Annotated in this window: 23 protein-coding genes; 12 read left to right on the top strand and 11 right to left on the bottom strand. The window is 73.1% G+C overall.

Features of this window, described 5'->3' with window-relative positions; genetic code table 11:
• Nucleotides 1-137: 137 nt before the first annotated feature.
• The 5 genes from modA to P3T34_RS31400 all read left to right on the top strand — a co-directional run bounded on the left by modA (nt 138) and on the right by P3T34_RS31400 (nt 3,943).
• The gene (modA, locus tag P3T34_RS31420) at nt 138-965 is read left to right on the top strand and encodes a molybdate ABC transporter substrate-binding protein (protein WP_280669428.1); all 828 of its coding nucleotides are present in this window, start codon (nt 138-140) and stop codon (nt 963-965) included.
• A 2-nt stretch (nt 966-967) separates the two neighbouring features.
• A complete protein-coding gene (locus P3T34_RS31415) occupies nt 968-1,774 on the top strand; it encodes an ABC transporter permease (protein ID WP_280669427.1) in 807 nt (268 codons plus the stop codon).
• Nucleotides 1,774-2,835, top strand: coding sequence for an ABC transporter ATP-binding protein (locus tag P3T34_RS31410; RefSeq protein ID WP_280669426.1), 1,062 nt, complete (start codon nt 1,774-1,776; stop codon nt 2,833-2,835). The genes P3T34_RS31415 and P3T34_RS31410 overlap by 1 nt, the downstream gene beginning before the upstream one ends.
• Before the next feature lie 71 nt (nt 2,836-2,906).
• Complete coding sequence (locus P3T34_RS31405) at nt 2,907-3,650, top strand: dienelactone hydrolase family protein (RefSeq protein ID WP_280669425.1); 744 nt, start codon at nt 2,907-2,909, stop codon at nt 3,648-3,650.
• A gap of 17 nt (nt 3,651-3,667) precedes the next feature.
• Complete coding sequence (locus tag P3T34_RS31400) at nt 3,668-3,943, top strand: DUF6295 family protein (protein ID WP_280669424.1); 276 nt, start codon at nt 3,668-3,670, stop codon at nt 3,941-3,943.
• Between the two features lie 3 nt (nt 3,944-3,946).
• On the opposite strand, the gene P3T34_RS31395 is transcribed toward P3T34_RS31400, so the two are convergent.
• Entirely contained in the window at nt 3,947-4,672 is a 726-nt protein-coding gene (locus P3T34_RS31395; RefSeq protein ID WP_280669423.1) for a peptidyl-tRNA hydrolase, read from the bottom strand.
• A gap of 9 nt (nt 4,673-4,681) precedes the next feature.
• Nucleotides 4,682-5,602 carry a hypothetical protein gene (locus P3T34_RS31390; protein WP_280669422.1) on the bottom strand — a complete coding sequence of 307 codons (921 nt, stop codon included), beginning with the start codon at nt 5,600-5,602 and terminating at the stop codon, nt 4,682-4,684.
• 110 nt (nt 5,603-5,712) lie between these two features.
• On the opposite strand from P3T34_RS31390, the gene P3T34_RS31385 reads away from it, so the two are divergent.
• Nucleotides 5,713-6,084 (top strand): YbjQ family protein, encoded by a 372-nt coding sequence (locus tag P3T34_RS31385; protein ID WP_280669421.1) that lies wholly within the window; start codon nt 5,713-5,715, stop codon nt 6,082-6,084.
• A 24-nt stretch (nt 6,085-6,108) separates the two neighbouring features.
• Here P3T34_RS31385 and paaE read toward each other — a convergent pair whose 3' ends face one another.
• From paaE to P3T34_RS31355, 6 genes are all read right to left on the bottom strand, one after another.
• On the bottom strand, nt 6,109-7,176 hold the full coding sequence (gene paaE, locus P3T34_RS31380) for a 1,2-phenylacetyl-CoA epoxidase subunit PaaE (RefSeq protein WP_280669420.1): 1,068 nt from the start codon (nt 7,174-7,176) through the stop codon (nt 6,109-6,111).
• Entirely contained in the window at nt 7,176-7,673 is a 498-nt protein-coding gene (gene paaD, locus P3T34_RS31375; protein ID WP_280669419.1) for a 1,2-phenylacetyl-CoA epoxidase subunit PaaD, read from the bottom strand. Before paaD ends, paaE begins: the two co-directional genes overlap by 1 nt.
• On the bottom strand, nt 7,667-8,542 hold the full coding sequence (gene paaC, locus P3T34_RS31370; RefSeq protein WP_280669418.1) for a 1,2-phenylacetyl-CoA epoxidase subunit PaaC: 876 nt from the start codon (nt 8,540-8,542) through the stop codon (nt 7,667-7,669). The genes paaD and paaC overlap by 7 nt, the downstream gene beginning before the upstream one ends.
• A 13-nt stretch (nt 8,543-8,555) precedes the next feature.
• A complete protein-coding gene (gene paaB, locus P3T34_RS31365; protein ID WP_280669417.1) occupies nt 8,556-8,843 on the bottom strand; it encodes a 1,2-phenylacetyl-CoA epoxidase subunit PaaB in 288 nt (95 codons plus the stop codon).
• Nucleotides 8,836-9,819, bottom strand: a complete 984-nt coding sequence (gene paaA / locus P3T34_RS31360; protein WP_280669416.1) for a 1,2-phenylacetyl-CoA epoxidase subunit PaaA — start codon at nt 9,817-9,819, stop codon at nt 8,836-8,838. The genes paaB and paaA overlap by 8 nt, the downstream gene beginning before the upstream one ends.
• A gap of 121 nt (nt 9,820-9,940) precedes the next feature.
• A complete protein-coding gene (locus P3T34_RS31355) occupies nt 9,941-11,242 on the bottom strand; it encodes a M20 family metallopeptidase (RefSeq protein WP_280669415.1) in 1,302 nt (433 codons plus the stop codon).
• 689 nt (nt 11,243-11,931) lie between these two features.
• Here P3T34_RS31355 and P3T34_RS31350 point away from each other — a divergent pair.
• On the top strand, nt 11,932-12,234 hold the full coding sequence (locus P3T34_RS31350; RefSeq protein ID WP_280669414.1) for a GNAT family N-acetyltransferase: 303 nt from the start codon (nt 11,932-11,934) through the stop codon (nt 12,232-12,234).
• Between the two features lie 98 nt (nt 12,235-12,332).
• Here the strand turns inward: P3T34_RS31350 and P3T34_RS31345 are convergent, their stop codons facing one another.
• Entirely contained in the window at nt 12,333-14,843 is a 2,511-nt protein-coding gene (locus P3T34_RS31345; RefSeq protein WP_280669413.1) for an RICIN domain-containing protein, read from the bottom strand.
• A 303-nt stretch (nt 14,844-15,146) separates the two neighbouring features.
• Here P3T34_RS31345 and P3T34_RS31340 point away from each other — a divergent pair, with 303 nt between their 5' ends.
• Together P3T34_RS31340 and P3T34_RS31335 are read left to right on the top strand one after the other, a co-directional pair.
• Nucleotides 15,147-16,154, top strand: a complete 1,008-nt coding sequence (locus tag P3T34_RS31340) for an aldo/keto reductase (protein WP_280669412.1) — start codon at nt 15,147-15,149, stop codon at nt 16,152-16,154.
• Nucleotides 16,155-16,265: 111 nt separating this feature from the next.
• Complete coding sequence (locus P3T34_RS31335) at nt 16,266-16,865, top strand: TetR family transcriptional regulator (protein ID WP_280669411.1); 600 nt, start codon at nt 16,266-16,268, stop codon at nt 16,863-16,865.
• Nucleotides 16,866-16,872: 7 nt separating this feature from the next.
• Here P3T34_RS31335 and P3T34_RS31330 read toward each other — a convergent pair whose 3' ends face one another.
• Nucleotides 16,873-17,199: a hypothetical protein gene (locus P3T34_RS31330; RefSeq protein ID WP_280669410.1), complete on the bottom strand. Its 327-nt coding sequence runs from the start codon at nt 17,197-17,199 to the stop codon at nt 16,873-16,875.
• 180 nt (nt 17,200-17,379) lie between these two features.
• Here P3T34_RS31330 and P3T34_RS31325 point away from each other — a divergent pair, with 180 nt between their 5' ends.
• Both P3T34_RS31325 and P3T34_RS31320 read left to right on the top strand, forming a co-directional pair.
• Nucleotides 17,380-19,296, top strand: coding sequence for a putative Ig domain-containing protein (locus P3T34_RS31325; RefSeq protein WP_280672507.1), 1,917 nt, complete (start codon nt 17,380-17,382; stop codon nt 19,294-19,296).
• A gap of 164 nt (nt 19,297-19,460) precedes the next feature.
• Entirely contained in the window at nt 19,461-20,003 is a 543-nt protein-coding gene (locus P3T34_RS31320; protein ID WP_280669409.1) for an ADP-ribosylglycohydrolase family protein, read from the top strand.
• Nucleotides 20,004-20,105: 102 nt separating this feature from the next.
• On the opposite strand, the gene P3T34_RS31315 is transcribed toward P3T34_RS31320, so the two are convergent.
• Nucleotides 20,106-20,372 carry a GlsB/YeaQ/YmgE family stress response membrane protein gene (locus tag P3T34_RS31315; protein WP_280669408.1) on the bottom strand — a complete coding sequence of 89 codons (267 nt, stop codon included), beginning with the start codon at nt 20,370-20,372 and terminating at the stop codon, nt 20,106-20,108.
• Nucleotides 20,373-20,584: 212 nt separating this feature from the next.
• Between P3T34_RS31315 and P3T34_RS31310 the strand changes: the two genes are divergently transcribed.
• The gene (locus P3T34_RS31310) at nt 20,585-21,289 is read left to right on the top strand and encodes a response regulator transcription factor (RefSeq protein WP_280669407.1); all 705 of its coding nucleotides are present in this window, start codon (nt 20,585-20,587) and stop codon (nt 21,287-21,289) included.
• Nucleotides 21,290-21,371: the final 82 nt, after the last annotated feature.

Genomic DNA, 21,371 nt, shown 5'->3' with positions numbered 1-21,371 from the left:
CACGGCGCCCGCAGATACGACAGTATTGAGAACCCATGCGGCGCCTGGGCCGCCCCCTTTCGCCGCACGACGCGGCGGACCGGCCCGCACCGACCGCACCCCGCGCCCTGACGGCGCGGCAGAGGGGATATCTACCGATGACCACCACCCGGTCCCGCACCGCCGCCGCCTCGCTCGCCGTGCTCGCCCTGGCCGTTGGCCTGACCGCCTGCAGCTCCTCCAAGAGCTCGATGTCCTCGACCTCCGCCGCGAGCGCCTCGAGCGCCTCGACCTCGTCGGCGCCCAAGGTCACCGGCACCATCACGGTCTTCGCCGCCTCCTCGCTCACCGGGACCTTCACCGACCTGGGCAAGGCGTTCGAGGCCGCCAACCCCGGCAGCACGGTGAAGTTCAACTTCGGCGGCAGCTCCGCGCTGGCCCAGAGCATCGTCTCCGGCGCCCCCGCCGACGTCTTCGCCGCCGCCAGCCCGGCGACCATGAAGACCGTCACCGACGCCAAGGACAACGCGAGCACCCCGAAGAACTTCGTCAGCAACACGCTGGAGATCGCCGTTCCCAAGGGCAACCCGAAGAACCTCACCAGCCTTCAGTCGCTCGCCGCGCCCGGCGTCAAGGTCGCGCTCTGCGCGACCCAGGTGCCGTGCGGCTCCGCCGCGCAGAGCGCACTGACCGCGGCCGGCGTCAAGCTCACGCCGGTCACCCTGGAGCAGGACGTCAAGAGCGCCCTCACCAAGGTCGAGCTCGGCGAGGTCGACGCCTCGATCGTCTACCAGACCGACGTCAAGGCCGACGGCGGAAAGGTCGACGGGGTCGACTTCCCGGAGGCCGCCAAGGCCGTCAACGAGTACCCGATCGCCGACCTGGCCAAGGCCCCGAACGCGGCCGGCGCCGCGGCGTTCATCGCCTACGTCGAGTCGGCCCAGGGCCAGCAGGTGCTGGCCGCGGCGGGCTTCAAGGCGCCGTGACAGTGATCGCCACGGCAGCGGCGAGGGCGAAGCGGGGCTTTCGGGTCCCGCTCGCCCTGCTGCTGCCCGCCCTGCTGGGCCTGGTCTTCCTGGTGCTGCCACTGGTCGCCCTGCTGATCCGGGCGCCGTGGAGCGCGATGCCCAGCCAGCTGTCCAGTGCGGCGGTCTGGAGCGCGCTGCGGCTGTCGCTGGTCTGCGCGACCAGCGCGACCGCCGTGTCGCTGGTCCTCGGGGTGCCGCTGGCCTGGCTGCTGGCCCGCACCGAGTTCCCCGGACGGCGGCTGATCCGCGCCCTGGTCACCCTGCCGCTGGTACTCCCGCCGGTGGTCGGCGGCGTGGCGCTGCTGCTGGCGCTGGGACGCAACGGGATCGTCGGGCGCTGGCTGGACTCGGCCTTCGGCATCACCCTGCCGTTCACCACCGCCGGGGTCGTGGTCGCCGAGGCATTCGTGGCGATGCCGTTCCTGGTGATCAGCGTGGAGGGCGCGCTGCGCGCGGCCGACCCGCGCTACGAGGAGGCGGCGGCCACCCTCGGGGCCTCGCGCCTGACGGCCTTCCGGCGGGTGACCCTGCCGATGATCGCACCGGGCGTGGGGGCCGGTGCGGTGCTGGCCTGGGCCCGTGCGCTCGGCGAGTTCGGCGCGACGATCACCTTCGCCGGCAACTTCCCCGGCACCACCCAGACCATGCCGCTGGCGGTCTACCTGGCGATGGAGACCGACCCGGAGGCGGCGATCGCGCTCAGCCTGGTGCTGCTCGCCGTCTCGATCGCGGTCCTGGTGGGCCTGCGCGACCGATGGATGAGCTGATGACGACGCACTCGCTGGACGCCCACCTGCACGTCGAGCGGCCCGGCTTCTCGCTCGACCTCGCGCTGACCGCCGGCGCCGGCGAGGTGATCGCCCTGCTCGGACCGAACGGCGCCGGCAAGTCCACCGCCCTGCGCGCACTGGCCGGCCTGCTGCCGCTCAACGCCGGCCACCTGCGGCTGGACGGCGCCACGCTGGAGGACCCCGCGACCGGTCTGCACACCCCGGCCGAGCAGCGGCCGGTCGGCGTGGTCTTCCAGGACTACCTGCTCTTCCCGCACCTCAGCGCGCTCGACAACGTGGGCTTCGGCCTGCGCTGCCAGGGCCGCTCCAAGAAGGAGTCGCGCGCCGAGGCGCTGCCCTGGCTGGCCCGGATGGGCCTGGAGGAGCACGCCGGCGACCGCCCCGGCAAGCTCTCCGGCGGTCAGGCCCAGCGGGTCGCGCTGGCCCGGGCGCTGGCCGTCCGCCCTCGCCTGCTGCTCCTCGACGAACCGCTGGCCGCCCTGGACGCCCGCACCCGGCTCGACGTCCGCTCCCAACTGCGCCGCCACCTGGCCGAGTTCTCCGCCGTCGCGGTGCTGGTCACCCACGACCCGCTGGACGCCATGGTGCTCGCCGACCGGCTGGTGGTGATCGAGGACGGCCGGCTGGTCCAGGCCGGTACGCCCGCCGAGATCTCTCGGCGCCCGCGCACCGACTACATCGCCCGGCTGGTCGGCCTGAACCTCTATCAGGGCACCGCCGAGGGGCACGTGGTGAAACTGGAGGGCGGCGCGGTGGTGACCAGCTCGGACGAGCTCTCGGGACCCGCCTTCGTGGCGTTCCCACCCTCGGCCGTCACCCTGCACCGCAGCCGTCCCGACTCCAGCGCCCGCAACTGCTGGGCGCTCACGGTGGTCGGCCTGGACCTGCACGGCGACCAGGTCCGCGCGGACCTGACCGGCGAGCTCCCGCTGGCCGCCGACCTCTCCCCGGCCGCCGCCGCCGAACTCGACCTGGCCCCCGGCGGCACGATCTGGGCCACGGTCAAAGCCGCCCAGACGCACGCCTACCCGGCCTGAGGTGGAAAGCGGGACCCGATACGCTGCCGATCAACGGATCCTGTTCTCCCCACCGAAGGGCCCCGGCAGCCATGTACGACGCGATGATCGCGGAGACCATCACCATCACCGGCCACGGCGGCGACGCGATCGAGGCGTACTCCGCCCGGCCGCTGACCCCCGGCCCGCTGGGCGGCGTCGTGGTGATCCACCACCTGCCCGGCTACGACGCGAGCACCAAGGAGATGGTGCGCCGCCTCGCCGCCGAGGGCTTCAACGCGGTCTGCCCCAACCTGTTCAGCCGCGAGGCCCCCGGCGCCGCGCCGGACGACGCCTCCGCGACCGTCCGCGCGCTGGGCGGCGTGCCGGACGAGCGGCTGGTCGGCGACGTGGCCGGCGCCGCCGCGTACCTGCGCGCGCTCAGCTCCGCCAACGGCCGGGTCGGCGTCATCGGCCACTGCTCGGGCGGGCGGCAGGCCTTCCTGGCCGCCACCCACCTGGAGCTTCAGGCCGCGGTGGACTGCTACGGCGCCTTCGTCACCGGCACGCCGCCGGAGGGCTTCCCGGTGCAGGTCGAGCCGATCGGCCACCGCGTCAAGGACCTCTCCTGCCCGCTGCTCGGCCTGTTCGGCGCGGAGGACAAGTACCCCTCCCCCGAGGCGGTCGCCGAGCTGGAGGACCTGCTGAAGGCGGCCGGCAAGGAGTACGAGATCCACAGCTACCAGGGCGCGGGCCACGCGTTCTTCGCGGTCGACCGCCCCAGCTACCGCCCGGAGGCCGCCACCGAGGGCTGGGCCCGGATCCTCGACTTCTACCGCCGCCACCTCGGCGCCTGAGCGGAGAGCAGCCACCCATGTGCACCTACCTGACCGAGCTGGCCGAGATCCAGGGCAGCGGCAAGAGCGCGACCGGCTACATCCCGCTGACCACCGCGATGGTCTGCGTGGACCACCCGCAGCACGCGCCCTTCGAGCACACCGTCAACATCGACTTCCTCAACCCCGCGCTCGGCGCCTCGGCCCGCGTCGCCGTCGAGCTCACCGAGGAGTCCGCGCTCGCCCTGGTCGACGCGATCCGCGCCGCCCTGGCCTCCGCCCCTCCCGGCCTGGCCTCCGCCACGCAGTCGTAGCGGCTATCCGCGGCGCAGGGCCGGGTGGTCCGCGACGACGGTGCAGGAGCCGGGGGCGATCTCGGTGAAGCCCGCGTCGCGGACCACGGGGAGGTCGCCGGCCGTCAGGTCGGCCCAGCGGTCGGGGGTCGCGGTGCGGACGGCCAGGGCGAAGCCGACCTCGGCCCACTCCTTGCGCTGGGCCTCGTCCAGGCGCCACCAGGTGAGCTGGGCGGCGTGGCCGGTCTGCGCCATGGTCTTGCCCGCGCTCATCTCCAGCTCGGGGTTGAGCCAGAGCACCGGCAGGCCGGGCGCGGGCGCGGCGGGCGGGGCGGGGTCGTCCAGGTCGGTGCCGGAGACCTGGAGCTTGGCCAGCTCCTTGGGCCAGCCGTCCAGCGGGACGGGCGGGAAGACCCGCACCTCGGCGGTCTCGCCGGTGACCGTGATGCCGGGCAGCTCGCCGGCCTTGCGCCACTCGCCGCCGCGGGCCCGGCGGACCACCTTGCGGATCCGGGCGTCCTCCCAGGCGTGCACCAGCTCCGCCCACTCGCCGTCACCGGCGGCGCGCGGGTCGGCGAGCAGAGTGAGCACGGCGCGCGCGGAGGTCTCCAGCGCGTCGGTCCGGGCGGGCGGTTCGGCCCGCTCCAGGCGGACCAGCAGCGGCAGCACGTACTGCGGGTTGGCGTCCCGGTCGGCGAGGTCGGCGGGATCGGCGGTGGCGGGGCTGGGAGCGTCGAACGGTGAGGTCACCCGGACAGGCTACCGGCGGTACCCGCGGCCCGGGTCGCGCTCCTCGGCCTCCTCGTACGGCAGGAACCAGCCCTCGGGGTGGGTGGCGGCGAGCACGTTGTCCAGCCGGACCGCGCTGTCCTCGTCCGCGTCCTGACCGGCCAGGTCGTAGACGCCGAGCAGCTCGTCGCCGCAGCCCTCCCAGTCGTAGTCGTACAGGTCGGCCGGCAGATCGCCCATCAGATCGGCCACCGCCTGCGGCTGGGAGCCGAGCAGCGAGCGCGCGTCCAGCAGGGCCAGGCGCAGCGCCAGCTCCTCGCCGGGGCAGCGCGGCAGCGGCCACTCGCCGAGACCGAGGTCCTCGGCCAGGTCGTCGAAGGCCCGGGCCATCGCGCGCCGCCAGGAGCGGTGCAGCACCCAGCTGCGGCGCGGCAGGCGGGCGAAGACCGCCCAGTCGTGCTCGTCACCGTCGGTCACCGGCTCGTCGCCGTGCTCCTCCAGGTCGTCGTAGGCGGCGTCGGCCAGGGCGAGCAGCTGGGTGTGCAGCAGGCAGGCGGTGCGCGGGGTGAGCGACCAGTCGCCCGGCTCGCCGTCCTCGGCGTCGAGCGGGAAGAGCTCGGCGAAGTCGGGGGCGAAGTCGTCGGTGGTGCTGATCTCCAGCGTCCCGCCGAGCGGTTCGATGCCGGGCAGCGCGCCGACCAGGCGGTCGGGGTGGAGCAGCGCGCCGAGCGCGGCGTGCGGGTCCTCGGCCACCTCGCGCAGCAGCTCACGGCGCTGCGCGGCCGGGTCGATGCCGACGAACTCCAGCTCCTCGACGGCTGCCAGGGCCGCGGCCCGCAGCGCGGGCCAGTCGGTGATCCGGATGCCCAGCACCACGGTCGCCTCGATCTCCAGCGCGCCCGGATTGTCCGTCGCTCCCGACCCCTGCGGATGACCGCTTCGCTCTCCCATGCGCCTACGGTACGGCCTTTCCGTGCGCCACTCACCGGTCGGCGGCAGGAATTCGCTCCTCGCGGACGTGGCTGCCGGGCGGCGAAGCGCTGTTCGCGCAGGATGGGCGCATGAGCAACCTTGACGAGTACGGCGGCGGGCAGGCCCCGAACGCGGACATCCTCGTGGTGACCACCCAGGACATCGCCGGTCACCGGGTGGATCGGGTGATCGGCGAGGTCTTCGGCCTGACGGTGCGCAGCCGGCACCTCGGGACGCAGATCGGCGCCTCGCTGAAGTCAATGATGGGCGGTGAGTTGAAGGGCCTCACCAAGACCCTGGTGGAGAGCCGCAACCAGGCGATGGAGCGGCTGGTCGAGCAGACCAGGGCGCGCGGCGGCAACGCGGTGCTGATGATGCGCTTCGACGTCACGGAGGCTGCCGACCTCGGGACCGAGATCTGCGCCTACGGCACGGCGGTGGTGATCAGCCCGATCGCCTGACCACCGCCGACGGCCCGTACCGGCTCAGCGGTCGTAGTCGACCGTCACCCGGTCGGTGACCGGCCGGGCCTGACAGGTCAGCACGTAGCCGGCCGCCAGCTCCTTCTCCTCCAGGGCGAAGTTGCGGCGCATCGTCACCTCGCCCTCGGTCACCAGCGCCCGGCAGGTGCCGCAGACGCCGCCCTTGCAGGCGAACGGCAGGTCGGGGCGGGCGTGCTGGGCGCCGTCCAGCACGCTGCGGTCGCGCGGCAGCCGCAGCTCGCTGCGCCGCCCGTCCAGCACCAGGGTGACCGCGCTGAGCTCGCCGTCGGGCGCCTGTTCCTCGGGCCTCTCGGTGATCGGCTCGTCCTCGGCGTGGAAGAGCTCCTGGTGCACCGCCGCGCCCGGGACCCCCAGCTCGGTGAGCAGCTCGCGGGCGCCGGCCACCATGCCATACGGGCCGCAGAGCCACCAGTGGCCGACCGACTCGACCTCCACCAGCGCCTTGAGCAGCGCGCCGACCCGCTCCGCGTCCAACCGGCCGCTGAGCAGCTCGGCGTCGCGGGCCTCCCGGGAGAGCACATGGACCAGCTCGAAGCGGGTCAGGTAGCGGTCCTTGAGGTCGGCCAACTCGTCGGCGAACATCACGGTGTCGCTGCGCCGGTTGCCGTAGAGCAGCGTGACCCGCGCGTCGGGGTGGGCGGCCAGCACCGAGCCGGCGATCGAGAGCATCGGGGTGATCCCGGAGCCGGCGGCGATCAGCACGTGCTCGGCCGGGACGCTCAGGTCGGCGGTGAACGTGCCGCTGGGTGCCAGCACCTCGACGGTGTCGCCGACCGCGGCCCGGCGCACCAGCTGCTCGGAGAAGAGCCCGCCCGGCACCTCGCGCACCGCGATCCGCAGCGGCCCGCCGACCGGTGAGCAGATCGAGTACGAGCGACGCTCGTCGGCCTGCTCGGTGAGCAGACGCAGGGTCAGCGTCTGGCCGGCCCGGAAGGTGAAGTCCTCGGCCAGCTCGGCGGGCACCTCGAAGGTGAGGGCGACCGCGTCCTCGCACAGGCGGTCGACGGCGGAGATCCGCAGGGGCTGGAACTGCGGTCGGCGGGGCGCCATCAGATCTCCTTCATACGTTCGAACGGCTCGCGGCAGGCGCGGCAGCGCCAGAGCGCCTTGCAGGCGGTGGAGCCGAAGCGGGACAGCTCCTCGGTGTCGGCCGAACCGCACTGCGGGCAGTCGACGGAGAGCCGGGTGGGCCCCAGGCGCAACAGCCCGGACGGCGCCGCCGCGGTCGGGCCCGGCGGCGCGATGCCGGCCTCGGCGAGCTTGCGGCGGCCCTCGGCGGTGATCAGGTCGGTGCTCCACGGCGGGTCCAGGCGCAGCCGCACCCGGACGTCGGTGTAGCCCGCCGCGCGCAGCCGGCCGTCCACGTCCGCGGCCATCTCGGCGACGGCCGGGCAGCCCGAGTAGGTCGGGGTCAGCCAGACCGTCACGGCCTCGCCCTGCTGCTCCACGCCGGCCAGCACGCCCAGGTCGGCCAGCGTCAGCATCGGCAGCTCGGGGTCGGGGACGGTCGCCGCGACCTCCGCCGCCGGGAGCAGGGTGGTCACCATGTCGCCCCCGGGTGCTCGCGGGCCACCGACTGGAACTCGGCCAGCAGCGGGCCGAGTGCCTCGGTGTGCACGCCGTCGCGACCGGCCCGGCCGCCGATCCGGGCCAGCGGCAGGGCGCCGGGCACCGTCAGGCCGGCGCCGGTGATCACCTCGGTGAGCGAGCGGAGCACCGGTTCGCGCAGCACGGCGGGGTCGAAGCCGAGCCGCTGCTCCACCGGGTGCGCGGTGAACAGCTCGTCCAGCAGCGGCCAGACCGCGTCGAGCCCGGCCTGCATCCGCTCGCCCGAGTAGGCGGTGCCGTCGCCGAGACGCAGCGTCCAGGAGGCCGCGTACTCCTGGTGGTAGGCCAGCTCCTTGGCGCCGCGGACGGCGACCGCGGCGAGCACCGGGTCGCTCGCGTCGGCGAGCAGCTCGTAGAGCGCCCGGCGGGCGGTGGCGAAGACCAGCAGCCGGGCCACCGAGAAGGCGAAGTCGCCGTTCTCGGCCTCGACCAGCCGCACGTTGCGGAACTCGTGCTCGCTGCGCCAGTAGGCGAAGTCGTCCTCGGTGTGCCCGCTGCCGTCGGCCTGGCCGGCCCGGGTGAGCAGCAGCCTTGCCTGGCCGAGCAGGTCGAGGCCGAGGTTGGCGAGGGCGACCTCCTCCTCCAGCTCGGGCGCCCGGGTGCACCACTCGGTCAGCCGCTGCGCCAGGATCAGCGCGTCGTCGCCGAGCAGCTGGCAGTAGAGCGAGAGGTCGGCCCCGTCGACGTCCGGCGGCACGGTGGTGTCGACGCCCAGCAGCGGATCGGCGAATCCCGTGCCGTAGGCCCAGCGGGCCTCGGCCTCGTGGTCCGACTCGGCGAGTGTCAGGTAGACGTGATCGTCCGTCATGGTGGTCCCCAGGTCAGATGTGCGGGACATCCTCGGGGATGTCGTAGAAGGTCGGGTGGCGGTAGACCTTGTCGCCGGACGGCTCGAAGAACGCGTCCTTCTCGTCGGGCGAGGAGGCCGTGATGGCGCTGGAGCGGACCACCCACAGGCTGACGCCCTCGTTGCGCCGGGTGTAGAGGTCGCGGGCGGCGAGCAGCGCCATCCGGTCGTCGGCGGCGTGCAGCGAACCGACGTGCACATGGTTCAGGCCGCGCCGGGGGCGCACGAAGACCTCGTAGAGCGGCCAGTTGGACTCAGACATTGCTCTCCTCGCGCTCTTTCCGCTTCGCCTGCTGCTTCGCCGCGTACGCCACGGCGGCTTCCCGCACCCAGGCGCCGTCCTCGTGCGCGGCCCGGCGGCGGTCGACCCGCTGGGCGTTGCACGGGCCGTTGCCCTTGATCACCTGCTGCAGCTCCGCCCAGTCCGGCACGCCGAAGTCCCAGCTGCCGCGCTCCTCGTTCCAGCGCAGCTCGGGGTCGGGGAGGGTGATGCCCAGGTGCTCGGCCTGCGGGACGGTCATGTCGACGAAGCGCTGGCGCAGCTCGTCATTGGTGTGCCGCTTGATCCGCCAGGCCATCGACTGCTCGGTGTTCGGCGAGTCGCCGTCCGGCGGGCCGAACATCATCAGCGACGGCCACCACCAGCGGTCGACCGCGTCCTGCGCCATCCGGCGCTGGCCCTCGGTGCCGCGCATCAGCGTCATCAGCAGCTCGTAGCCCTGCCGCTGGTGGAACGACTCCTCTTTGCAGACCCGCACCATCGCCCGCGCGTACGGCCCGTAGGAGCAGCGGCAGAGCGGGACCTGGTTGCAGATCGCCGCGCCGTCCACCAGCCAGCCGATCACACCGACGTCGGCGTAGGTCAGCGTCGGGTAGTTGAAGATCGAGGAGTACTTCTGCCGCCCGCTGATCAGCTTCTCGGTCAGCTCGGCGCGGTCCACGCCCAGGGTCTCGGCGGCCGCGTAAAGGTAGAGCCCGTGGCCCGCCTCGTCCTGGGCCTTGGAGAGCAGGATCGCCTTGCGGCGCAGCGAGGGGGCCCGGGTGAGCCAGTTCCCCTCCGGCTGCATGCCGATGATCTCCGAGTGCGCGTGCTGGGCGATCTGCCGGATCAGCGTGGCCCGGTAGGCGTCCGGCATCCAGTCCCGCGGCTCGATCCGCTGCTCGGCGGCGATCACCGCATCGAACCGCTCCTGCAGGGCCGACTGCTCGTGCTCGGCTTCCGACTGCGCTGCCACCATGGCGACTACCTCCCGACTGACCGTTCGGTCGGGTCCATTGTGTAGTCGTTCCCCTTCCCGTGACAAGCGCTTGCCGAGACAGGCGGGGGCGGACCCGTCTCAGGTCCGCCCCCGCCGCAGCTCAGAGGCGGCTGCCCAGGCGTGGCAGCGGCACGGCCAGCAGACCGGCCAGCAGGGCGATGCGCGGGCCCAGCTGGTCCAGTTCGATGTGCTCGTCGCGGGCGTGCGGGCCCGCGCCGACCGCGCCGAGGCCGTCCAGCGTCGGCAGGCCGCGGGCGCCCGCCAGGTTGGTGTCCCCCGCGCCGCCGGCCGGAGCGCCGTCCAGCTGCTGGCCGAGCGCGGCGGCCAGCGAGCGGACGTGCCGCAGCAGCTGGTTGCCCTCCCGCTCGGGCCAGGCCGGACGGGAGGAGAGCACCTCGGTACGCACCAGCGCGCCCGGCCGCAGCGCGGTCAGGTGGGCCAGGTTGTCCAGGGTGCTGGCCTGGGCCTCCGGCGTCGAGAAGCGCAGGCCGAGCTCGGCCTCCGCCTGGCCGGCCACCACGTTGGCTCTGGTGCCGCCGCGGATCCGGCCGGTGTTGAGCTCGGTGCCCGGCTGGCAGGCCAGCCCGCGGACGGCGACCAGCTGGTCCACCAGCTCGTCGACCGCCGAGGTGCCGTCCTCCGGGTGGTTACCGGCGTGCGCCTCGTGGCCGGTGACGGTGAGCTTGACCCGGGTGCTGCCACGGCGGGCGGTCTTCAGCCGGCCGTCCTCGTGCGGCGGTTCCAGGCCCAGGACGGCGGCGGCGCCGGGGAGCTGGCGCTCCACCACACGGCGGCCGTCCGGGCTGCCGATCTCCTCGTCCGCGGTCACCACCACGCGCACCGAGCGGTGCGGTCGCAGGCCGAGGTCGGCGAGGAGCGCGAAGGCGCCTTCGAGGAGGGCGAGGCCCGCCTTCATGTCCAGCACGCCAGGACCGCTGAGCACGCCGTCGTGCTCGGTCACCGGCCAGTCGGCGAGGGTGCCGGCCGGCCAGACGGTGTCGTGGTGGCCGACGAAGAGCAGGTGCGGGAGGCTCTCGTCCTGGCCGGCCCAGTTGAGCAGCAGGTGGTCGCCGGCCGGGCCGCGCTCGCGGCTCACCTGGGCCCCGGTGGCCCGGTAGCCGGCCGCCAGCTCCTCGGCCAGCGCGTTCAAGCGCTCGGCGTCGCCGCTCGGCGACTCCAGGCGGGCCAGGTCGGCGCAGCGGCTTGCCACCGCGGTGGAGAGGGTGCGGGCGCGGGCGGCGATGGTGCGGGGCAGGCCTGGCAGCGCCTCGGCCCTGGGGGCCGGGTCCTCACCGCCTCCGGCGGGCGCGGCGGCGGGCTCGCCGGAGCCGGACCCCGGCGTCGGCGACGGCGCGCCCGGCTCGGTGGACCGGTCCGCGGTACTCGCGGGGTTCGGGCTCACCGGACACCCCCGAGGTGGCTTCCCGTATTCAGCGGAACGGCCAGGGCACACGGGCGCAGAGTGCACGACACGCGCAGGGGACCCACCAGGCTCCCCGGCCCCGTGCCTGCGGGCGGCCGGGAGTTGCGTGGTGCGATGGAACGGCTGGTCGACATGCGTCCTCCTCGCTTGATCCGGCGGTCCCGGCTCACCCAGGACCCCCGTGGACACCGGCCTCCACTCCGCGGCGCGGGATCGCGTCGCGAGATGAGGAAGCCGAGAGGTGAGCCTAGAAGAACCGTTCGGATTCCTGCGAGGTGGCCCTGCCCCGCGAGCGGGAGCCGAGCGTGTCGCGAGCGTCGCGCGGGTGTGTCGTGGCTGCGTCGTGGCTGCGTCGCTGGTGTGGCACGGGGTGTCGCGCCGGGTGTTTTCGCGGCGTGTCGCGGGGAGCCGCCGAGTGGATCGGCGGGTCGCGTCCACCCCTCCACGATGGACCTGCGCGCGGCGCTCGGCAGGGCGAGGACAGCGCGGCGCACCCGATCCGCGCCGGACGGGTGACGGCGCGCGGGTGGTGCGCGGGTGGTGCGCGCCGGTGACGGCGGACGGGTGACGGCGCGCCCGGGTGCCGCGAGCCCCGGCGACCGGCGGGGCCGGTGCCCGGATGATGCGAACGGTGCAGCGGCGGACCGGAACCAGGGAGTGCGTGGCGGATGAGTGTGACCGTGAAGGACAACCCGTCGGCGAACCGCTTCGAGGCGGAGGTCGACGGTCGGCCGGCCGGCTTCGCCCAGTACATCCGCGGCGACCAGCTGGTCATCTACCCGCACACCGTGGTCGACCCGGTCTTCGAGGGCCGGGGCATCGGTGGCGCGCTGGCCCGGACGGCACTGGACGACGCGCGGGCGCGCTCGCTGGCGGTGCTGGCGACCTGCCCGTTCATCCACGCCTGGATGCAGCGCCACCCGGAGTACCAGGACCTCGCCTACCGGAACCAGAGTCAGGTCCACGACTGAGACCGGCCGGTCCCGGACACGCCGAGGGCCCGCCGTACCCGCCGCCGCGCTCGCTGCCGCGCTCGCGATGGTGGGTACGGCGGGCCCTCGGCTGCGGCCTATCCCGTCTTCACCAGCTGCCAGCGCTGGTTGGCGCCGCCGTCGGCGGGCCACTGGATCGCCTTGGCGCCCATCAGCAGCGACGCGCCGTCGATGTCCAGCAGCTGGCCGTCCGAGCGGGACTCCAGCGTGTAGCCGCCGCCTGCGGCCGGGACCACCAGCCACTGCTGGTTGGTGCCACCGTTGGGCGTCCAGAGGTCCAGCTGGGTTTCCGGGACGGCACTCAGGTTCGGCACGTCCAGCGCCTTGCCGCTCGCCACGCCGGTGACCGTGTAGTAGCCGTCGCCGGTCGAGGCGAGCCGCCACTGCTGGTTGGCGCCGCCGTTGCCGGGCCACTGGATGACCGGGGTGCCGTCGGTGGTGCCCTGGTTGGCGGCGTCCAGCAGCTGGCCACTGTTCGCGCCGACCAGCTGGTACGTGCCGTCCAGCGGGGTGGCGGGGCCCGGGGTGATGCTCAGGTTGCTGAACTGGGCGCCGTAGTAGCCGCCGGTGCCCAGCGCGATCTGACCGGCGCCGTAGCTGCTGTCGCTCACCGTGGCGACCGCCGTACCGTCGACCTGAGCGGTGATGCTGCTGCCCTGGAAGGTGAGCGCGAGGTTGTGCCAGCTGCCCAGACCCGGCGCGGGCACCGTGCCGCTCGCCAGGGTGGTGAAGGCCCAGGTGCCGTTGCTCTTGAGCAGGGTCCAGGTGCCGGTGTCGCTGATCTTCAGGTTGTAGGCGTTCAGGCCGTTGTTGTTGCGGCCCTGGGTGCCGACCCGGCCGAGCAGCTCGGCGGTGCCGGCGTGCTGGAGCAGCACGTCGGCGCTGACGGTGTAGTTGGTCCAGCTAAGGTCGCCCATCAGGCTGTACGGCTGGTCGGCGGCCTCGTCGGTCCAGCGGATCGGGGTGGTCGGGGCCTGCTGCTGGAGGCAGCGCCCGGCCCGGCCGCCGGCGCAGGGCTCGGTCTCGAACGCGCCGTTCATCGCCGAGAAGTAGCGGGCCTCCTGACCGGTCGCGGTGCCCGCCAGCGAGTCGCTGTACGGCAGCGCCAGCACAGCGCGCTGCGGGGAGGCGACGGCGGCGGCGCCCTGGCCGGTCGTGGTGGTGACGGTGTAGATGTGGCCCGGCTGCAGGGTGAGCTGGTAGCCGCCGGCGGTCGGCGTGAGGTCGGCGCCGGGGACCAGGTGGGCGGTGGCGGCGTTGCTGGAGAAGTCGGTGGACCAGACGTGCAGCGCGCCGGCCGGCAGGCCGCCCGCCACGTTCAGGGTGACCGTCTGCGCGGCCGTCGCGTCCATGGTCTCGAAGACCGTGCTCCAGGCGGTCCTGCCGGGCGCGGCGTAACTGACGTAGCTGCCGTTGGCCCGGTTGCCGCCCAGGTAGCCGGAGGCCGAGTCGAGGTACTGCCAGCCGGGCGCCGTGAACTGGCTGGTCTGCGCGATCGCCCAGGTGCTGCGGGCGACCTCGTAGTTGCCCGACCAGGGCTGGTTCGCGGTGACCAGGCCCATCGTGTTGAAGCCGAGGTTCTGGTAGAGCGAGGCCACCAGCGGCCAGTTGATGAAGGCGGTCATCTTGGCGTCGAGGTAGCCGCGGTTGATGGCGCGGGCGATCGGGGCCGCGCCGGTGTCGGCGTCCTCCGAACCGTTCTCGCTCGCCCAGAGCTGCTTGCCGGTGGCGATGGCGTCGGGGGTGCTGGAGCAGCTGGTCATCGCGGACATGTAGCCGCACGGGTAGTGCGTGCCGACGATGTCGACGGCGTTGTCGAGCGCGCTGTCGGAGCGCATCGCGGTGGCGATGCTCCAGTCGTCGTCGGCGCCGACCACCTTGGTCGCGCCGAAGCCCTTGGCGGCGAGGGTGGCGTGCAGGTTCTCGTACCAGGCGGCGTTGTAGCCGCGCTCGTTCCAGCCGCCGAGGTAGTCGATGGCGAGGCCGTGCTGCTGGGCGCAGCCCATCCAGGACATCAGGTAGTCGATCATGTCCTGGGACCAGAAGTTGCCGTTGCCGACCCAGCCCGGGGCGCCCCAGGAGAGGGCGTAGAGCTTGATGGCGGGGTTGCGGGCCTTGGCCTGCTCCATCAGCCACCACTCGTAGCCGTTGTTGCAGTCGACGGTGCCGCGGGTGTGCTCGATGGAGGACTCGGCGCCGTCGGTGGAGTTGGTGTCGCCGCCGATCTCGACCTTGAGGATCTGCAGGTCGGCGCCGGCTCCGGGCTTGAAGAGGTCGTCGAGGATCTGGGTGCGCTGCGGTTCGGGGTAGTCGAGCAGCAGGCGGGAGTTGCCGCCTCCGCCGCTGATCGCGCCGACGCCGTCGAAGGTGCGGCCGGGGGAGCTGCCGTCGACGGTGATGGCGGTGTTGGTGGCGGTGGCGCGGGTGGTGTTGGTGGCTGGGGTGGCGGCCTTGGCCACGGTGGTGGGGGTGGCGGCCTGGGCGGGGGCCCGGCCGCCGATCAGGGCGAGGCAGAGGGCGAGGACGGCGAGCGCCGCCGCCGTGCTCCCCGCTCTGGTGGTGCCGGTGGTGGGGGAAGGGGTTCGCATCGTGCTGCAGCCTCCGATGGCTTCGCCGGACTCGGCCATGCGCGCGAATGGTGGATTACGCAGATTGATCACTCTCACCCGAACTCAAGTAATCAAAAGTGAACAGTAAGGAGCAGGTTATGCACCGTCAAGACACGTGCAGACACGGCGAGTTGCCAGCGCCCGAGCAGGCCAAGGGGGTGAGCTATGGACTATGGACTGACAGATATTGAAATCTGTCATCCGTCATGCCATAGTTGTCAGCGAAGCCACTACCGGCCACCCACCCCGCCCCACCCCGCCCCACCCCGCCTGGAGCCCCACATGACCACCGCCCTCCCCACCCGCAAGCTCGGCAGCACCGGCCCCACCACCTCCGCCCTCGGCCTCGGTGCGATGGGCATGTCCGACATGTACGGCCCCGCCGACGAGGCCGAGTCCATCGCGACCCTGCACGCCGCGATGGACGCCGGCGTCACGCTGATCGACACCGGCGACTTCTACGGCATGGGCCACAACGAGCTGCTGATCCACGAGGCGCTGCGCGGCCGCGACCGCGACGCCGTCCAGATCAGCGTCAAGTTCGGCGCCCAGCGCGGCCCGGACGGCGCCTGGCTGGGCTACGACGCGAGCCCCGCCGCCACCAAGACCGCCCTCGCCTACACGCTGCGCCGCCTGCGCACCGACCACATCGACATCTACCGCCCGGCCCGCCTCGACCCGAACGTCCCGATCGAGGAGACCGTCGGCGCGATCGCCGACCTGGTGCAGGCCGGCTTCGTACGGCACATCGGCCTCTCCGAGGTCGGCGCCGACACCCTGCGCCGCGCCGCCGCCGTCCACCCGATCAGCGACCTGCAGATCGAGTACTCGCTGATCTCCCGCACCCTGGAGGCCGAGGTGCTGCCGGCCGCCCGCGAGCTGGGCATCGGCATCACCGCGTACGGCGTGCTCTCGCGCGGCCTGCTCAGCGGCCACTGGGCCAAGGACCGCGAGGTGACCGGGGCCGACTTCCGCGGCCACAGCCCGCGCTTCCAGGGCGACAACCTGGCCCACAACCTCAGCCTGGTGGAGGCGCTGCGTACGATCGCCGACGCCAAGGGCGTCAGCGTCGCGCAGGTGGCCATCGCCTGGGTCTCCTCGCGTGGCGAGGACATCGTGCCGCTGGTCGGCGCGCGCCGTCGCGAGCGGCTGGCCGAGGCGCTCGGCTCGCTGTCCGTCCGGCTCAGCGGGGACGACCTGGCGGCCATCGAGACCGCCATCCCGGCGGGCGCCGCCCTCGGGGACCGGTACGCTGCGGCACAGATGGCCAGCCTCGACAGCGAGCACTGAGCGCCACCGCGGGCGCTCCGCACCCGCACGGCACCCGCTCGGCACCCGTGTCGCGGTGCGGCCACCGACCGCACCGCGACCGCCGCCGGATCCCTAAGGACGTACCACCCCGTGACCACCGACAGTGCCCTGACCCCCGAGCAGATCCTGAGCGCGGCGGAGGACGTCCTGCGGCGGTTCGGCCCGGCCAAGGCCACCGTGGTGGACATCGCCCGGACCCTGGGCGTCAGCCACGGCAGCGTCTACCGCCACTTCCCCAGCAAGGCCGCCCTGCGGGAGGCGGTCACCCAGCGCTGGCTGGACCAGGCGCACGACAGCCTGCAGGCGATCACCGCCGAGAAGGGTCCGGCCCGCGAGCGGCTGCACCGCTGGCTGAGCACGCTGTTCGCCGCCAAGCGGCGCAAGGCGCTGGTCGACCCCGAGCTCTTCGCCACCTACCTGGCACTGGTCGGCGAGCACAGTGCCATGGTCGACGCGCACGTCGAGGTGCTTACCGGCCAGATCGCCGTGATCCTCCAGGACGGCATCTGGCAGGGCGAGTTCACCCCCGTCCATGTGCAGACCACGGCCCGCGCGGTGTTCCAGGCCACCACGCGCTTCCATGACCCCGCGCATGCCCCGGAGTGGGCGAACGATCGGTCCACCGCAGACTTCGAGGCGCTCTGGGCGCTGCTCAGCGCCGGCCTGACGGGTCGCCCGAATACCGTCTGACGGTGGCTCAAACCAGCTCCCGCGCCGTGGAGTTGATGATTTCGACTCGGCAAAGGATCCGCCCCGGACCTTGCCGCTTGTCGTGAACGCGCACTAACGTCAGCCCCGCACCGAACCGGCTACGCCGGATTGGTGCGGGCTGATTCATGTCATGCCCCTGCCATCCGAAGTTCGGCGCTCGCACCCCCACCCGCGATCCGGCCGCAACGAAGCGGCCGGCCGCGCCGCCGCACAGCGCCACCAGCACCAGCACCAGCACCTGCGTCCGCGCGGCATGCACCCCTGCGCGGCAGCAGACCCGGCCGGTGGCCACCCAGCAGCCGGCCATCCGCACGTGCCGAGATCCACCAGCACGGGCGCGCGCCCTCATGCACCGGCCTCAACCCAAGCCGGATGGGCCGCGACCCCGACCCCCACCGGAGGACTTCTCTTGCGCACCCAGACACCCAGCGGCCGACGTCAGCACAAGCTGCGCGCGGCGACCGCTGCCCTGCCGGCCTTCGCGCTGACCGCGATGGGCCTGCTGGCCTTCACCGCTCCCGCGGCCCAGGCCGCCGGCGCCTCCAGCGCCGGTCAGCACGACGTCAAGCGGCTCTGCGCCGCGCCGACGCACCCCGGCCAGATGGCCTGCCTGGCCCTGGCCCGCACCAACGTCGTGGAGCCGCACGTCCTGTCGCCGAACGCGACGCCGTCCGGCTACGGCCCGTCCGACCTGCAGAGCGCGTACAACCTGCCCGCCAACGGCGGCGCCGGCGCCACCATCGGCATCGTGGACGCGCAGGACGACCCCAGCGCGGAGTCCGACCTGGCCGCCTACCGCACCCAGTACGGGCTGCCCGCCTGCACCACGGCCAACGGCTGCTTCAAGAAGGTCAGCGAGACCGGCACGACCAGCTACCCGACCAGCGACACCGGCTGGGCCGGCGAGATCTCGCTGGACCTCGACATGGTCTCCGCCGTCGCGCCGAACGCCCACATCATCCTGGTCGAGGCCACCTCGGCGAACATGGGCGACCTGGGCGCCTCGGTCAACGAGGCCGTCACCCTGGGCGCGAAGTACGTCTCCAACAGCTACGGCGGCAGCGAGGACTCGACCGACCTCAGCTCGGACAGCAGCTACTTCAACCACCCGGGCGTGGCGATCACCGTCTCCGCCGGTGACTCCGCCTACGGCGCCGAGTACCCGGCCTCGTCGCAGTACGTCACCTCCGTGGGCGGCACCTCGCTGAGCCGCGACTCCAGCACGCGCGGCTGGGGCGAGACCGTCTGGTCGACCAGCAGCACCGAGGGCACCGGCTCCGGCTGCTCGGCCTACGACCCCAAGCCCAGCTGGCAGACCGACACGGGCTGCTCGATGCGCACCGTCGCCGACGTCTCCGCCGTCGCCGACCCGGCCACCGGTGTCGCGGTCTACCAGACCTTCGGCGGCTCCGGCTGGAACGTCTACGGCGGCACCAGCGCCTCCTCGCCGATCATCGCCTCGGTCTACGCCGACGCCGGCACCCCGGGCGCCTCGGACTACCCGGCCAAGTACCCGTACCAGCACACCAGTTCACTGAACGACGTGACCAGCGGCAACAACGGCACCTGCTCGCCGAGCTACCTGTGCACCGCCGGCCCCGGCTACGACGGCCCGACCGGCCTCGGCACCCCGAACGGCCTGGCGGCCTTCACCGCCGGCGGCTCGACCGGTGGCAACACCGTCACGGTGAGCAGCCCCGGCAACCAGTCGACCACGACGGGCAGCTCGGTCAGCCTGCAGGTCAGTGGCAGTGACTCGGCCAGTGGCCAGACGCTGACCTACTCGGCCACCGGTCTGCCGACCGGCCTGTCGATCAGCTCCTCGGGCCTGATCAGCGGCACCGCCTCCACCGCCGGCACCTACAGCGTGAGCGTCAAGGCCACCGACACCACCGGCGCCAGCGGCTCGGCGTCCTTCACCTGGACCGTCAGCACCTCCACCGGCTGCTCCGGCGCCGGCTCCAACCTGCTCGGCAACCCCGGCTTCGAGACCGGCTCCGCCTCCCCGTGGACCGCCACCGCCGGCGTCATCAACGGTGACACCGTCTCCGAGCCCGCCCACTCCGGCAACTACGACGCCTGGCTGGACGGCTACGGCGCCGCCCACACCGACACCCTGTCGCAGACCGTCACCATCCCCGCCGGCTGCCACGCCTCGCTCACCTTCTGGCTGCACATCGACACCAACAAGACCAGCACCACCGCGGCCGACAAGCTCACCGTCTCGGCCAACGGCACCACGGTGTCCTCCTTCTCCAACCTGAACGCCAACAACGGCTACTCCCTGCACACCTACGACCTCTCGTCCTACGCCGGCAAGAGCGTCACCCTGAAGTTCAACGGCGTCGAGAACTCCTCCTCGGCCCAGACCAGCTTCGTGATCGACGACACGGGCATCACCACCTCCTGACACCAGCTGTTCGCTGACACCTGACACCTGATCAGCGCCCTTGGGGCCGTGGCTTCCCGCCACGGCCCCTCGGGCTTTTCGCCGCCGGTCGAAAACGGCTGGCCACCTGAGTGAGCAGTGAGGCAGAATCATCGCGCCCAAGTCATTCTCACTCGGAGGACAACGTGTACACCGCCCCCGTCGCCGCACTCGACAGCCTGCAGGGGCTGACCCTCGGCGACGCCTTCGGTGACCGCTGGTTCTCCGTGGCGCCGGACGAGGCGGCGGCCGCCCTGGCCGCGCGGCTGGTGCGGCCGGCGCCCTGGCACTGGACCGACGACTCCGCCATGGCGCTGGTGCTCGTCGGGCACCTGGTCCGGCACGGCGGGATCCACCAGGACGAACTCGCCGCCGGCTTCGCGGCCGAGTACACCGCCCACTACGGCCGCAAGTACGGCCCGTCGATGCACCAGGTGCTGCGCGCCGTCCAGGAGGGAGCCGACTGGCGGGCCGTCACCTCGGGGATGTTCGGTGGCCAGGGCTCGCACGGCAACGGCGCGGCGATGCGGGTCGCCCCGCTGGGCGCCTGGTTCGCCGACGACCTGGCGGCCGTCGCCGAGCAGGCCCGGCTCTCCGCGCTGACCACCCACGCCCACCCCGAGGCCGCGGCCGGCGCGGTCGCCGTGGCGCTGGCCGCCGCACTGGCGGCGTCCCGGCCCATTGGCTGACGGCCCGCGAGGGGCTGCCCGCATGGGTAGCCGCCGTGCGGCCGTCCTGACGGGGTCGGTGAGGCTGCCGGGGGGCAGCCTCACCGACCGCCAACAGCGCTCTCAGCGACGGGAGTTGCCGAAGACCAGCCGGTAGGCGACCAGCAGCACGAACGAGCCGGCGATGGCCGCGCCCCAGGTCTTGAGGTCGAAGAAGTGGGTGGCCACCGACTTGTGCAGGAAGTGCGAGGAGAGCCAGCCCCCGACGAACGACCCCGCGATGCCGATCAGCGTGGTGACGATCACGCCGCCCGGGTCGCGCCCCGGCAGCAGCAGTTTGGCGATGGCCCCGGCGACCAGGCCCAGAATGATCCAGCTGAGGATGCCCATGATGCTTCTCCTGCCCTCCGGTGGTGCTCGTAACCCGGGCCTCGGTGCGCACCGGTACGCGTTGGTAGACGCAGCGGACGGCCCGCCCGGTTGCCTGGGCCCGCTCCCCCGATGATGTGCATGAGAAAGCCTCTCATCCGCGCATGCGACCGTAGGCGCCCCGGCGGCCGGCCAGGCCCCCGGATCCCTTGCACGCCTTGGAAGGAGCGGCGATGGGCAGCGGCGAGAGCACCGGACGGGTCCTGGTGGTGGACGACGATGCCGCGATCCGCCGATCGCTGGAGCGCGGACTGCGGCTGAGCGGCTTCGCCGTCCGCTCGGCCGACGGCGGCCTGGCCGCCCTGCAGCAGATCGCCGCCGAGCCCCCCGACGTGCTGGTGCTCGACGTCTCGATGCCCGACCTCAGCGGCACCGAGGTCTGCCGGCGGCTGCGCGAGCAGGGCACCGACACCCCCGTGCTGATGCTCTCCGCGCTGGACGAGCTGGCCGACCGGGTGGCGGGCCTGCAGGCCGGCGCGGACGACTACCTGGTCAAGCCGTTCGCCCTGGAGGAGCTGGTGCTGCGGCTGCACGCGCTGCTGCGCCGCCGCCCGCCGGCCGTCGCCGGTCTGCTGCGAGCCGGGCCGCTGGAGATCAACCCGGACACCCGCGAGGTCCATCGGGACGGTGTCCCGGTGCAGTTGACCCGCCGCGAGTTCGAACTGCTGGAGCAGCTGGCCCGCAACGCCGGACTGGTGCTCACCCGCGACCAGTTGCTCGACCGCGTCTGGGGCTACGACTTCGACGTCCGGACGGACGCGGTGGACACCTTCGTCAGCTATCTGCGGCGCAAGCTGGAGGAGGGCGGCCGGCCCCGGCTGATCCACACCGTGCGCGGGGTCGGCTTCGTGCTGCGCGTCCCGGGGGCGCACGGATGAGACTCGCCACGCGCATCGCGCTCTGCACCGCCCTGACCGTGCCGCTGCTGGTGCTCGGCGCCGACGCCGCGCTGCTCGGCCT

This window comes from Kitasatospora sp. MAP12-44, from assembly GCF_029892095.1.
Taxonomy (GTDB): Bacteria; Actinomycetota; Actinomycetes; order Streptomycetales; family Streptomycetaceae; genus Kitasatospora.
The sequence above is the reverse complement of the archived record's forward strand: the minus strand, read 5'-3'. Positions and strand labels throughout refer to the sequence as shown.

Excerpts from the sequence above, each read along its gene's own strand:
- modA (WP_280669428.1), top strand. The coding sequence starts at position 138 with ATGACCACCACCCGGTCCCGCACCGCCGCCGCCTCGCTCGCCGTGCTC.
- P3T34_RS31410 (WP_280669426.1), top strand. The coding sequence starts at position 1,774 with ATGACGACGCACTCGCTGGACGCCCACCTGCACGTCGAGCGGCCCGGC.
- P3T34_RS31405 (WP_280669425.1), top strand. The coding sequence starts at position 2,907 with ATGTACGACGCGATGATCGCGGAGACCATCACCATCACCGGCCACGGC.
- P3T34_RS31400 (WP_280669424.1), top strand. The coding sequence starts at position 3,668 with ATGTGCACCTACCTGACCGAGCTGGCCGAGATCCAGGGCAGCGGCAAG.
- P3T34_RS31390 (WP_280669422.1), bottom strand. The coding sequence starts at position 5,602 with ATGGGAGAGCGAAGCGGTCATCCGCAGGGGTCGGGAGCGACGGACAAT.
- P3T34_RS31385 (WP_280669421.1), top strand. The coding sequence starts at position 5,713 with ATGAGCAACCTTGACGAGTACGGCGGCGGGCAGGCCCCGAACGCGGAC.
- paaE (WP_280669420.1), bottom strand. The coding sequence starts at position 7,176 with ATGGCGCCCCGCCGACCGCAGTTCCAGCCCCTGCGGATCTCCGCCGTC.
- paaD (WP_280669419.1), bottom strand. The coding sequence starts at position 7,673 with ATGGTGACCACCCTGCTCCCGGCGGCGGAGGTCGCGGCGACCGTCCCC.
- paaC (WP_280669418.1), bottom strand. The coding sequence starts at position 8,542 with ATGACGGACGATCACGTCTACCTGACACTCGCCGAGTCGGACCACGAG.
- paaB (WP_280669417.1), bottom strand. The coding sequence starts at position 8,843 with ATGTCTGAGTCCAACTGGCCGCTCTACGAGGTCTTCGTGCGCCCCCGG.
- paaA (WP_280669416.1), bottom strand. The coding sequence starts at position 9,819 with ATGGTGGCAGCGCAGTCGGAAGCCGAGCACGAGCAGTCGGCCCTGCAG.
- P3T34_RS31350 (WP_280669414.1), top strand. The coding sequence starts at position 11,932 with ATGAGTGTGACCGTGAAGGACAACCCGTCGGCGAACCGCTTCGAGGCG.
- P3T34_RS31345 (WP_280669413.1), bottom strand. The coding sequence starts at position 14,843 with ATGCGAACCCCTTCCCCCACCACCGGCACCACCAGAGCGGGGAGCACG.
- P3T34_RS31340 (WP_280669412.1), top strand. The coding sequence starts at position 15,147 with ATGACCACCGCCCTCCCCACCCGCAAGCTCGGCAGCACCGGCCCCACC.
- P3T34_RS31325 (WP_280672507.1), top strand. The coding sequence starts at position 17,380 with ATGGGCCTGCTGGCCTTCACCGCTCCCGCGGCCCAGGCCGCCGGCGCC.
- P3T34_RS31315 (WP_280669408.1), bottom strand. The coding sequence starts at position 20,372 with ATGGGCATCCTCAGCTGGATCATTCTGGGCCTGGTCGCCGGGGCCATC.
- P3T34_RS31310 (WP_280669407.1), top strand. The coding sequence starts at position 20,585 with ATGGGCAGCGGCGAGAGCACCGGACGGGTCCTGGTGGTGGACGACGAT.